Source organism: Jiella avicenniae, assembly GCF_021390325.1.
GTDB lineage: Bacteria > Pseudomonadota > Alphaproteobacteria > Rhizobiales > Rhizobiaceae > Jiella > Jiella avicenniae.
Genome location: NZ_JAJUWU010000005.1, coordinates 98,839 through 109,981 on the forward strand (window position 1 = coordinate 98,839; position 11,143 = coordinate 109,981).

The 11,143-nt window shown below is 69.4% G+C and carries 11 protein-coding genes; 4 read left to right on the top strand and 7 right to left on the bottom strand.

Going from position 1 to position 11,143, the window contains the following annotated elements:
- Nucleotides 1-210: 210 nt before the first annotated feature.
- Nucleotides 211-1,392, bottom strand: a complete 1,182-nt coding sequence (locus LZD57_RS06845; RefSeq protein WP_233718779.1) for an ROK family transcriptional regulator — start codon at nt 1,390-1,392, stop codon at nt 211-213.
- Nucleotides 1,393-1,474: 82 nt separating this feature from the next.
- Between LZD57_RS06845 and LZD57_RS06850 the strand changes: the two genes are divergently transcribed.
- Genes LZD57_RS06850 through LZD57_RS06860 form a run of 3 tightly spaced genes read left to right on the top strand, consistent with a single transcriptional unit; the run spans nt 1,475 to nt 3,657 of the window.
- Entirely contained in the window at nt 1,475-2,620 is a 1,146-nt protein-coding gene (locus tag LZD57_RS06850) for a DSD1 family PLP-dependent enzyme (protein WP_233718781.1), read from the top strand.
- Nucleotides 2,621-2,680: 60 nt separating this feature from the next.
- Entirely contained in the window at nt 2,681-3,301 is a 621-nt protein-coding gene (locus LZD57_RS06855; RefSeq protein ID WP_420844759.1) for a flavin reductase family protein, read from the top strand.
- Nucleotides 3,292-3,657, top strand: a complete 366-nt coding sequence (locus LZD57_RS06860) for a Rieske (2Fe-2S) protein (RefSeq protein ID WP_233718783.1) — start codon at nt 3,292-3,294, stop codon at nt 3,655-3,657. Before LZD57_RS06855 ends, LZD57_RS06860 begins: the two co-directional genes overlap by 10 nt.
- 10 nt (nt 3,658-3,667) lie before the next feature.
- Here LZD57_RS06860 and LZD57_RS06865 read toward each other — a convergent pair whose 3' ends face one another.
- Both LZD57_RS06865 and LZD57_RS06870 read right to left on the bottom strand, forming a co-directional pair.
- Entirely contained in the window at nt 3,668-4,543 is an 876-nt protein-coding gene (locus LZD57_RS06865) for an alpha/beta hydrolase (RefSeq protein WP_233718784.1), read from the bottom strand.
- Entirely contained in the window at nt 4,540-5,823 is a 1,284-nt protein-coding gene (locus LZD57_RS06870) for an amidohydrolase/deacetylase family metallohydrolase (protein WP_233718786.1), read from the bottom strand. The genes LZD57_RS06865 and LZD57_RS06870 overlap by 4 nt, the downstream gene beginning before the upstream one ends.
- A gap of 116 nt (nt 5,824-5,939) precedes the next feature.
- Between LZD57_RS06870 and LZD57_RS06875 the strand changes: the two genes are divergently transcribed.
- Nucleotides 5,940-6,500 (top strand): MarR family winged helix-turn-helix transcriptional regulator, encoded by a 561-nt coding sequence (locus tag LZD57_RS06875; RefSeq protein WP_233718787.1) that lies wholly within the window; start codon nt 5,940-5,942, stop codon nt 6,498-6,500.
- 68 nt (nt 6,501-6,568) lie between these two features.
- Here the strand turns inward: LZD57_RS06875 and LZD57_RS06880 are convergent, their stop codons facing one another.
- From LZD57_RS06880 to LZD57_RS06895, 4 genes are read right to left on the bottom strand one after another with little or no spacing between them, the layout of a single operon-like run.
- A complete protein-coding gene (locus LZD57_RS06880) occupies nt 6,569-7,336 on the bottom strand; it encodes a phosphoribosyltransferase (RefSeq protein WP_233718789.1) in 768 nt (255 codons plus the stop codon).
- On the bottom strand, nt 7,333-9,069 hold the full coding sequence (locus tag LZD57_RS06885; protein WP_233718790.1) for a dipeptide ABC transporter ATP-binding protein: 1,737 nt from the start codon (nt 9,067-9,069) through the stop codon (nt 7,333-7,335). Before LZD57_RS06885 ends, LZD57_RS06880 begins: the two co-directional genes overlap by 4 nt.
- 10 nt (nt 9,070-9,079) lie before the next feature.
- Complete coding sequence (locus LZD57_RS06890) at nt 9,080-9,985, bottom strand: ABC transporter permease (protein ID WP_420844761.1); 906 nt, start codon at nt 9,983-9,985, stop codon at nt 9,080-9,082.
- A gap of 7 nt (nt 9,986-9,992) precedes the next feature.
- The gene (locus LZD57_RS06895) at nt 9,993-11,012 is read right to left on the bottom strand and encodes an ABC transporter permease (protein WP_233718793.1); all 1,020 of its coding nucleotides are present in this window, start codon (nt 11,010-11,012) and stop codon (nt 9,993-9,995) included.
- Nucleotides 11,013-11,143: the final 131 nt, after the last annotated feature.

An 11,143-nucleotide genomic window follows, 5' to 3' on the forward strand; every position in this document is an offset into this window, starting at 1 on the left:
ATGTTAGGCATGTTAACAAACAAAATACGACGCGCAAGCTGAAAAATGCGCCGTGCCCGTTTTCAAGTCTTCAGGCGCCGCGCGGCGGCAGTCTCAGCGATGTCTCCGATCGGCCGGAACGGCGAACGGGTGCAGGGAAAAGAGGGACGGCGCAGGACCGTGGCGCTCACGCCCCATGGCCGTTCGGCGAGGCCGTGGGGCCGCCTCTCGTCAGGGCGAGGTCTGCACCAGCACGACGTCGAGCGCGCGGTCGACGGCCAGCTTCTCGATGCCGAGCACGGTCGCGTCGGGGCCGAGCGAACTCGTCTCGACGTCGACCGGATAGCTGAGGGCGTTTGCGACCGTCCGCACGACGGGAAGGATCAGCGGGCTGGTTCCCACCCCGCCGCCGAGGACGACGAGGCCGGGGTCGACGATGGCGACGCAGCTCGCGACCAGCGCCCCGATGTCGGCGGCATGCCGCTCGACGTGCTCGCGGGCGGGAGCGTCGCCGTTTTCGGCGCGATGGAAAAGCGCGCCGGCGTCTTCGGGGGGCGGCCCCGCCTTTTCGGGCCACGCCTGGCGGACGCGACGCATCAGCATTTCCGTGCCGAGATAGGTCTCGGCCTCGCCGGCGACGGGCGTGTGGCCGGGCGCAAAGGGGTAGGCGAGGTGGCCGATCTCGCCGGCCGCGCCGTTGCGGCCGCGGATCAGCCGGCCGGAGAGCATCAGGCCCATGCCGAGCTTCAGGCCGATCTGGATATAGGCGAAGTCGTCCCGCCCCTTGGCGACTCCGTAGACTCTCTCGGCGACGGCAGCGCAGTTGACGTTGTTTTCCAAAACGAGTTCGGGGCCGGCTGGCGGCGCGAAGTGGGTGAAGAGTTCGTCCTGGCGGGTGGCGGCCCGCTCGGCGCCGTCGGCGACCACCCGCGACGGCAGGGCGATGCCGACGGCCCGCAAAGGCCCCCAGCCCGTCTCCGCCTCGCCGGCGGCTGCCGCGAACTCTTCGGCCACGGCGCGGCTGATTTCCTCGTTCATCAGCCGATGGCTGGCCGGCAGGCGGTAGGTGCGGCTGTGCAGCAGGCGGTGGTCGAGCGTCGCCACCCGAAGCCGCACATGGGTCGAGCCGGCGTCGATCGCCATCACGCGGCCGGCACCGGCGCCGACGCGGTAGAGTGCCGCCTTGCGCCCGAGGCTGCCTTGCGATTCGCCGACCTTTTCGACATAGCCGAGCCGCTCCAGTTCGCCGATCGAGGCCGACATGGTCGGCCGCGACAGCGCCAGTTGCTCGCCGATCTGCGGCCGGGTTGCCGGGCCGCTCGCCACGAGGCTGCGAAAAACCGCCTTGGCGCTCGGCGTCAGTTCGGCCGCCGAAAAACTCTCGCCCGGTCTCGACAAATGACTGAAACCCATTTGTTATGAAGCTTTATGAATTATCGTGGCGTGATGATCCGATTGGAGGAAGCATATGTCACGGCAAAGGGAAAATGGCAAAATGCGTGATTGGTCGGCGTTCGAAATCGGCTACGACGTGCCGGCCCTGCCCGGCATGGCCCTCAGCGACGTGCAGACGCCGGCCCTGGTCGTCGACCTCGATGCCCTCGAACGCAATCTCGACCGGATGCGCACCCATGCCGCGGCGGCGGGAATGCGCCTGCGGGCGCATGCCAAGAGCCACAAGTCGGCCGACATTGCCGCGCTGCAGATCGGTCGGGGCGGGGCCTGCGGGATCTGCTGTCAGAAGGTTTCGGAAGCCGAAGCCATGGTGCGCGCCGGCATCGGCGACATCCTGGTCACCAACGAGGTGCGCGATCCGGTCAAGCTCGACCGCTTGGCCCGGCTCGCCGAGCGGGCCCGGATCGTCGTCTGCGTCGACGATCCGGAGAATGTCGGGCCGCTGTCACGGGCGGCGCGACGCCACGGCGTCACCGTCGAGGCTCTGGTCGAGATCGACTGCGGTGCCGGCCGCTGCGGCATCCGTCCCGGCGCACCCGCCGTGGGCCTCGCGCAGGCGATCGCGGCGGCGGAGGGGCTGCGTTTCGCCGGTCTGCAGGCTTATCACGGTCCCGCCCAGCACATCGCCGATCCCGCCGAACGGGCCGCCACCATCGCGGCGGCCGCCGACGTCACGGCCCGGACGGTTTCGCTCCTTTGGGACGCCGGCCTCGCCTGCGACATCGTCGGCGGCGCCGGCACGGGGAGCTTTCCCTTCGAGGCGCGTTCGGGCGTCTACAACGAACTGCAATGCGGCTCCTACGTCTTCATGGATGCCGACTACGAGCGGATCCGCGCCGAAGACGGCGGGCGGGTGGGCGGCTTCGAGAATGCCCTCTTCGTCCTGACCTCCGTCATGAGCCGTCCAAGGCCCGATCGCGCCGTCTGCGACGCGGGCCTGAAGGCCCTTGCCGTCGACAGCGGCCTGCCGCGGGTGTTCGGCAGGGAAGGAGTGCGATACGACGGCGCTTCCGACGAGCACGGCGTCCTCGCGATCGACGGTGGGGACGTCGCGATCGACGAGCGGATCAGGCTCGTGCCCGGCCATTGCGACCCGACCTGCAATCTCCACGACTGGTTCGTCGCGCTGCGCGGCGAAACGGTCGAGACCCTCTGGCCGGTGACCGCGCGCGGCAAGGTCTTCTGACGAAAGCCCCGCCCTTGCCTGCAAGCGGCGAGGCCATCCCGGCTGCCCTGGCTTCGCCCCGTGCCCATCGCCGGCCGGCGCCCCACCACGGACGGCGGAGCTGGACCGCCGGCGGTGATCGGGGGACGTCCGTCGCGGCAGGTCGGCTCCTTCGGCCGCGAAACAGGCGACGCGTCCCTCGACGATCGAAAAGTCGCGTGCGCTGGAGGACGGATCGTATTAATTCGGGAGGCAAGATCGTATCCGATCCACATCTGCACTATCGAGCCGATCGCCTGGGTGACGACGATTTCGCCCGACGGGGTGGTGAACGCCGCCCCCTATTCCTTCTTCAACTGCCTCTCCGCAGACCCTACGACTGTCGCGATCGGGGTCGGGAACCGGCCGGACCGCAGCCATGAGGACACGACCCAGAATATCCCCATGACCGAGGTGTTCACGATCCACATCGTCGATCGCGCCAATGTCGAGGCGATGGCCGCGACGGCAGCCCAGGCTCTGGGTTCGGGACTACTTCGATCACGCCCCGCCGAGCGCGTGCGACGTCGAGCGTCGCGGCGTCGGGGTCTTCTGATGACGTCGCGCCGCGTCGCCGGACGCATCCGATCGCATGGCCGCGACAGGCTCCGCGATCGGGGCTCGCGGACGGCGCGGCCGGCCAAGGAATTTCGATGGGACTGACCGGCGAGGAGGGGCGCCCGGGCGAGGCGCCGCGCTGGCATCCGTTGTTTCCGGCATCGGAGCTGGCAGACGGCGCGCTGCGCCCCGCTGCCGTCGCCGGCCACGTCGTCGTCGTGGTGCGGGACGGCGCGCGGTTCTATGCGTTTCAGCGGGCCTGCCCGCATGAAGGAGCGGATCTGTCGGAGGGATGGTGCGCGGCCGGCCGGTTGCATTGCCCGCGTCATCAGGCCTCCTTCGACCTGTCGAGCGGGGCGGTCGCGGCCGGTTGGTCCTTCGCCCCGCCGAAAACCTATCCTCTCGAGGTTCGCGGCGGCGTCGTCTTCATCGCGATTCCCTCGGCCCGGCCGGCCCCTTGAGGCGCTGCCGTCAGGCCCGGCCCTGCGGGCGCCGTCCTTCGGGCAAGAGTTCCGTCGCCGCCGCGACGAGACGGCCGGAGGGCGACCGCAATTCGTCGAGGATGGTGAAATGGTCGGCGCCCTCGATGGCGATCAGCGGCCCCGGAGCGCCCGCCGCGGCGCGCTTGGCGTGCAGGCGCATCGCATCGTGGACGAGGGCCGGAACCTCGCGGGAGCCGTAGGCGACGGCGAGCGGCTTCCGGGTCACCGGCAGGCGCAGCGGCGAGAGCGTCTCGATTTCCCGATCGGTGAGCTTCAGCGCCTCGTTCAGATAGGTGTCCCGGATCGGGCCGAGTTCGTAGACGCCGGAAACCGCCAGTCCCGCCACGACCGAGGAATGGCCGAGCAGCATCGCGGTCAGCTGGGCGCCCGCCGACCAGCCCGCCAGCACGATCGGCCCGCCGATGCCGTGCATGCGGCCTTCCCGGGCGATCCAGTCGAGGGCGTCGCCGATCTCCGCGACGATGTCCGTCAGGCTGGCGTGGGGGGCGAGGGTGTGGCTCGGCATCGCCACCGACCAGCCGGCCTCGAGCGGCCCCTCGGCATAGGCGGCGAAGACCTCGCGCGAGTTCTTCTGCCAGTAGCCGCCATGGATGAAGACCAGGCAGGGGGCGTTCGGATCGGCGGCGGGGTAGAGGTCGAAGAGCATGCGCTCCTTGCCGCCATAGGAGAGATCGAGCTTGGCCGGATAGGTCCCGCGCAGCTTGGTGGAGGCGCGATCGCGCGCCGCCACCAGATCGGCGCTGTTCTTCACCGCCGCGTTGTTGTCGTAGGCGGCGTCCCGCTCGGCCTGGGAAAGTTTTGCCCAGACGTCCTGGGGGGCGGGCGCCGGCTCGGTCCCGCTCATGCCGCGACCGCCACCGGCAGGATCGGCGCGTCGGCATCGAAACGCTCGCCGGCCCTGAGGCAGAATGCGGGGCGCAGGAGACGCTCGGCGATGATGCGCATGTCCTCGTTGTCGCGCAGGAGGAAGCGGCCGCGATCGTCGTGAAGCACCGACACGTCGGCGACGCGTCCGACGGCGAGGCTGCCGATCTCCTCGCTCATGCCCAGCATCTCGGCCGGATGGCTGGTCACCATGGGGACGACCTCCTCCAGCGACAGGCCGAGGGTCATCATCGAACTCATCGCCTGGGTGAGGCTGAAGCGCGCCTGGCCCTTGAAGGGATGGTTCTCGTCGTCGTGATGCTCCTCGGGCGTTCCCGCGGGGGCCGGCACCTCGGGGATCTCGGTGTTGTAGCCGTGCATGTCGGCGCCCAGCGTATAGGGGATCACGCCCGCCGGGAGCGCCGCCTTGGCCACCCGGTAGGAGAAGTGGCTGCCATGGCCGACATCGACCTTCAGACCGGCATCCATGGCGGTCTGGATGATGTGATGCACCTCGCCCTGTTCGTTGATGAAGCCGCCGGGATGGCGCGTGAACGGATGCGCCAGAACGTCGCCGGGGCGCAGAAGCGGGATCACCCGCTCCATGATCGTGTCGGCGTCCTCGCCGTTGGCGCCGCTTTCGGGAAGGCCCCAGAGCTGGCCGAAATGGACGTAGAGCGGCAGGTCCGAGCGCCGGCTGATCTCGGCCGCCAGTTCCATCACCTTGATGCCCCAGCGGGCGAAGCCGCCGATCTCGGCATGGCCCTTGATGCCGCGCACGATGTCCTTGTTGGCCCGCGCCGAGCGGACGGTCGCTTCGACGTCGACCCCGTCCGGGCTGTAGAGATTGGGATAGAAATGCCCCTCGAGGCCGCCGACGAGATAGGCCGAGAGAAACGCCATGACGCGGGTCTTCGCCGGCTCGGCGATGAATTTGCGAAAGCCGGGAAGCGTCATGCAGGACGGGCCGCCCTGATCGACGACGGTGGTGACGCCGGAATGGACGCCGACCATGTCCGCCGGCAGTCCGAAACGGCCGGTGACATACTGGTAGACGTGGCCGTGCGTGTCGATCATCCCCGGCAGCACCAGCTTGCCGGAGACGTCGACGACCTCCCTGGCGCTGGCCGGCAGGATGGTCGGCGCGATGGCGGCGATTCGCCCGTCCTTGACGGCGACGTCGTTGATGCCGTCGATCCCCGAGGCCGGGCAGATCACCCGCCCGCCCTTGAGAACGAGATCGTATCCGCTGACTTCCATGGCGTTTTCCTTCGCGGCGGCGTGGCGATGTGGACGTGATGGGAAAAGCGAAGCATACTTCGCATTCCAGTGCAAGCGACCGGTCGCCCCATGCGCGGCCCGAGAGGAAGGACGAGATGGCAGATCCCGGGGTGCCGCAGGGCGGACTGACGCATTGGCCGCTGGACGAGCGGCCGGGCTTTCTGGCGCGGCGCCTCTATCAGATCCATGTCAGCCTGTTCAGCACGCTGTGCGCCGAGTTCGCCGTGACGCCGGTGCAATACAGCCTTCTGTCGACCCTGGGAGAGACCGGCGAGGCGGACCAGACGAGCCTTGCCCGCGCCGTCGCGCTCGACCGCACGACGACGACCGGCGCCTTGAAGCGGCTGGAAGGGCGCGATCTCGTCCGGCGCCAGGTCGGCACGCGCGACCGCCGCGCCCAGACCTGCCGGCTGACGCCGGCGGGGCACGCGCTGCTGGTGGCGATGGAGGCGGCGGTTCGCAGGGCCCACCAGGCGACGGTGGAGCGGCTCGACCCGGCGGAGCAGGCGCAGTTGATCGCTCTGATGCAGAAGCTGGTGGCGGCCCATGACGGCCCGTCCGATGGAGAACCGATGGACGGAGAGGACGCGATGCGCCGTTTCGGCGGGGCAGGCCCCGCGTCGGCCGGACGCGAGGAAAGTCGCCCGAACGGTTGACCGCAGGAACGCCCGGACGCGGCGGTGACCACGGCTACTGCGGCGCCGCCGCGTCGCCGTGGCGTCGGTCACCGGGCGGGCGCGATCGTCGGCGGCCCGTCGTCCCCGACCGATGCGACCGGCCGCCAGCATCCGTTTTCCGTGCGCCTGAGCAGGGGCGTCGCGAAGACGCCCGCGATCTTGCCGGTGAAGCCCGGCAGCGCCGTCGCCACCGCGACGCGCCAGCGATCGGTCTGCAGCATGGCGGCGGCGACGACCACCGGTTCGACCCCGAGCTTTCCGAGCAGCCTGAGCACGGCGACGAGCGAGGAGCCGGTCGAGACGACGTCGTCCACCACCGCGACGCGGCGCCCGATCAGAAGCGGCACGAGGCGCGGATCGACGAACAGCGTCTTCGGCGTTTTGCGGCTGCTGATCGAGGAGGAGGGCTCGCTGAGGGCGTCGTCGTACCAGAACTTGCGGGTGGTCCCGAGCGCCACCATTCGCGGATGGCCGAGCCGGCGGGCGACGCCGTTCGCCAGCGTCAGGCCGAGCGTCGGGACGGCGACGACGATCTCGGCGCCGGCCCGCGCAACGATCGCGGCCATCGCGTCCATCAGCGCGTCCTCGACGGCGAAGCTCGCCTGATTGACGATCAGCGAGGCGACGGCGAAGCCCGCCTCGTCGGGTAGCGGACGGATCGGCAGGACGATCTGGCGGCCGTCGGGAAGGCTGGCGGGAAACGTCTCGCGATGATCGCTGCGATGAGGATCGGCGAAGCTGCCGGGCGGATGCAGCGTCTGCCAGACCTCGGATGGCGCGACGGAAGATGCCGGCGAAGGCGTGTTCCCGCTCATCGGGCCGCAAGGGCCGCCGCGGCGGCTGCGGGCGCCGCACCGGGGCGGGGATCCCGCGGCTCGATCGTGGGGATGGCGTCGATCAGCTCGCGCGTATAGGCGTCCTTCGGGTCGGTCAGGACCTCCGTCGTCGCTCCCTCTTCGACGATGACGCCGCCGCGCATGACGATCACCCGGTCGCAGAGCAGGCGAACGACTTCGAGATCATGGCTGATGAACAGATAGCTCAGCCCCATTTCGGCCCGCAGATCGGCGAGGAGGTTGAGGACGACGGCCTGCACCGAGACGTCGAGCGCCGCCGTCGGCTCGTCGAGGATCAGGAGGTCCGGCGACAGGGCGATCGCCCGGGCGATGCCGACGCGCGCCTTCTGGCCGCCGGAGAGCTGGTGCGGAAAGCGATCGAGCAGGGCTTGCGGCAGCGAGACCCTGTCGGCGAGCTCGGCCACCCGGTCGTCGACCGAGCGTCCGTCGCCGCGGCGCCCGAGCCTGAGGATCGGATCGGCGATGGACCGGCGCGCGGTGAAGCGCGGGTTGAGGCTCGCAGTGTGGTCCTGGAAGACCATCTGCATGCGGGCCCTCAGCGGCGACCTCGCAAAGCTCGCGCGGGGGATCTGGTCGATGCGCTCGCCGTCGAAGACGATCTCGCCCGCGGTGGGATCGAGAAGCCGCATGATCATCGACGAGGTCGTCGACTTTCCGCAGCCGGATTCGCCGACGAGTCCGAGGCTCTCGCCGCGATCGAGGGTGAAGGATATGTCGTCGACGGCCGGCGCCGGCGGTTCGGCCTTGCCGAGGAGCCGGCCCGGCAGGCCGCGCTTCTTCGCGAAAGTCTTGGTGAGGCCGGAGATTTCGAGGAGCGGCCTGGCGGCGGTCGCCGGCCACGCGGCCGGCGCCGTGCCGCGCTCGGCGTCGCCGGTGGGAAGCAGGTCCCGCAGGCCGGCGGTCCGTCGGGGCATGGCGGCGATCAGGCGCCGGGTATAGGGGTGCTGCGGGTCGTCGAACAGGCTGCGGGCGGGCGCCGTCTCGACGATCCGGCCCTTCTCCATGACGACGATCCGGTCGCAATAGGTCGCCGCCAGCCCGAGGTCGTGGGTGATCAGCAACATCGAGAGGTTCGATTGCCGGCGCAGCTCGTCTGCGAGGTCCATCACCGCCTTCTGGGTCGTCACGTCGAGCCCGGTGGTCGGCTCGTCGGCGATGAGGAGCTGCGGATCGCAGGCGAGCGCGATGGCGATGACGACGCGCTGGCACATGCCGCCGGACAGTTCGAACGGATAGGCGTGATAGCGCTCCTCCGGCCGGGCGATCCGCACCTTGCGCAGCATCTCGACCGCCTTGGCGCGGACGTCGTGCCGCGTCGCCTGGGAATGGCGCAACAGCACGTCCTCGATTTGCCGGCCGACGGTGCGGATCGGATTGAGGGCCGAGCGCGGGTCCTGGAAGATCATCGACATTTCGCGGCCGCGCAGGTCCGACATCGCGGCTTCGCTCGCCGTCCCGAGATCCATGCCGCCGAAGGTGATGCTGCCGCTCGCCACCGTGCCGTTGCGGTCGAGGATCTTCATCGCGGCGTAGGAGGTCACCGACTTTCCCGAACCGGATTCGCCGACGATGCCGAGCGCCTCGCCCTTCTGCAGCCTGAAGGAGACGTCGCGCACCGCCTCCACCGTGCCGCCACGGGTCTCGAAGGTCACGGCGAGATCGTCGATCTGGAGCAGCGGAATGTCGTTCATCGTTGCCGCCTCACGTTCGCTGGCGCGGATCGACGAGATCGCGCAGGCCGTCGCCGAGAAGGTTGAAGGTGAAGACGGCGAGCATCAGCGTCGCGCCGGGAAACAGCGCCAGCCACCACTCGCCGGAGATGATGAAGTTCGAGCCCTCCGCGACCATGATCCCCCATTCGGGGGTCGGCGGGCGCACGCCGAGACCGATGAAGGACAGGCCCGCGGCGTTCAGCATCGCCCAGCCGAGATTGAGCGAGATCTGCACCATCAGGGGCGGCAGCACGTTCGGAAAGAGGTGCACCGCCATGATGCGCAGGTCGCCGTTGCCGGACAGGCGGGCAGCCTGGACGAAACCGGATTCGCGTCGCACGGCGATCTCCGAGCGCACGATCCGGGCGTAGAAGGGCAGATTGATGATCGCCGTGGCGTAGACGATGTTTTCCACCGTGTTGCCGGCGGCGGCGACGATGCCCATCGCGAGCACGAACAGCGGAAAGGCCATGATCACGTCGATCAGGCGGCCGAACACCGCATCCACCCAGCCGCCGAAATAGCCCGACAGGGAGCCGATCAGCGAACCGGCGACGAAGGAGAGCGCGACCGCGCCAAAGGCGATGCCGAGATCGAGCCGGGTCGCGACGACGACGCGGGAGAAGACGTCGCGGCCGAGATTGTCGGTGCCGAACCAGAAGTCGAAGGAGGGCGGCTGGAGCGCCGCCTGCGGATTGGAGGCCAGCGGATCGTAAGGCACAATTGCCGGCCCGAGGATCGCCGCGAGGACGAAGACGGCAGCCATCGCCATCGCCAGCATCGTCGTCGTCGAGCCGCGGGCGATGTAGGCGGCGAGGCGCAGGCGGTCGCCGATCGCGCCCTTCAGCCGGCCGCCGGGCGACCTGGGGAGCGCGTTGGGTACGGTCTTGCTCATCGTCGGGTCAGGTCTCATGGGCGATCCGCGGATCGAGCAGGGTGTAGAGGATGTCGATCACGAGATTCAGCGTCACGAACAGCAGCGCCATCGTCAGGACGAAGCCCTGGACGGCGGCATAGTCGGAGGAGATCAGCGCATCGACGGCATAGGAGCCGATGCCTGGCCAGGCAAAGACCTTCTCGACCAGGACGTTGGCGCCGAGGGCGAAGGAGAACACCATGCCGAGGGTCGTCACCACCGGCAGGAGCGCATTGCGCAGCGCGTAGACGAACAGCACCGTGCGGCGCGACAGGCCGGCGGCGCGGGCGGTGCGGATGTATTCGCTGCCGAGCGCGGCGATCATCGAGGCGCGGGTCATCCGGGCGATCGGCGCCATGGTGAAGAGCGCCAGCGTGATCGACGGCAGGAGCAGCTGCGCCAGCGATGCGCGGAACGTCTCGATGTCGCCGGCAATCAGGGAATCGACGAGGTAGAAGCCTGTCACGGCGGGCGGCGGAAGGTACAGGATGTCGAGGCGACCGAGCGGCGAGGGCGCCCAGCCGAGCTTGAAGTAGAAGATGAACAAAAGGAGCAGGCCGGTGAAGAAGGTCGGCAGGCTGACGCCGGCCGTCACCAGGAACCGCGTCGCCTGATCGATGATCCCGTCGGGGCGGGTCGCCGCGAGGATGCCCGCGGGAATGGCGACGACGAGGGACATGAACAGCGCCAGAAAGGTCAGTTCGAGCGAGGCCGGCAGGCGTGTCAGGAGATCCGACAGGACGCTCTGCCCGGTCGAGATCGACCGGCCGAGATCGCCCGCGGCGAGATCCTGCAGATAGCCGACGAACTGCACGGGCAGCGACCGGTCGAGACCGAGCGAACGGCGGATCTCGGAGATGGATTCCGGCGTCGCCGTCGGCCCGGCGAAATAGGCGGCGGGATCGCCGGGCAGCGCCCGCGTCAACAGGAAGCTGATGACGATCACGCCGAAGATCGTCGGCAAGGAGAGCGCGATGCGTCCCGCGGCGAGGGATAGGCGACCCATCTGTCGTGTCCGATCGGTTTTCTGGCGAGGCTGGATGGGCGGGGGAGGGGGGGGGCCCGGGCCCCCCCCCCCCCCCCCCCGGGGGGGGGGGGCCCCGCAAATAAGCCGCCCGGCGGCGCAATGGGGGGGGT

Coding starts and splice junctions, on each gene's coding strand:
- LZD57_RS06845 (WP_233718779.1), bottom strand. CDS start 1,392: ATGGGTTTCAGTCATTTGTCGAGACCGGGCGAGAGTTTTTCGGCGGCC.
- LZD57_RS06850 (WP_233718781.1), top strand. CDS start 1,475: ATGCGTGATTGGTCGGCGTTCGAAATCGGCTACGACGTGCCGGCCCTG.
- LZD57_RS06860 (WP_233718783.1), top strand. CDS start 3,292: ATGGGACTGACCGGCGAGGAGGGGCGCCCGGGCGAGGCGCCGCGCTGG.
- LZD57_RS06865 (WP_233718784.1), bottom strand. CDS start 4,543: ATGAGCGGGACCGAGCCGGCGCCCGCCCCCCAGGACGTCTGGGCAAAA.
- LZD57_RS06870 (WP_233718786.1), bottom strand. CDS start 5,823: ATGGAAGTCAGCGGATACGATCTCGTTCTCAAGGGCGGGCGGGTGATC.
- LZD57_RS06875 (WP_233718787.1), top strand. CDS start 5,940: ATGGCAGATCCCGGGGTGCCGCAGGGCGGACTGACGCATTGGCCGCTG.
- LZD57_RS06880 (WP_233718789.1), bottom strand. CDS start 7,336: ATGAGCGGGAACACGCCTTCGCCGGCATCTTCCGTCGCGCCATCCGAG.
- LZD57_RS06885 (WP_233718790.1), bottom strand. CDS start 9,069: ATGAACGACATTCCGCTGCTCCAGATCGACGATCTCGCCGTGACCTTC.
- LZD57_RS06890 (WP_420844761.1), bottom strand. CDS start 9,985: ATGAGCAAGACCGTACCCAACGCGCTCCCCAGGTCGCCCGGCGGCCGG.
- LZD57_RS06895 (WP_233718793.1), bottom strand. CDS start 11,012: ATGGGTCGCCTATCCCTCGCCGCGGGACGCATCGCGCTCTCCTTGCCG.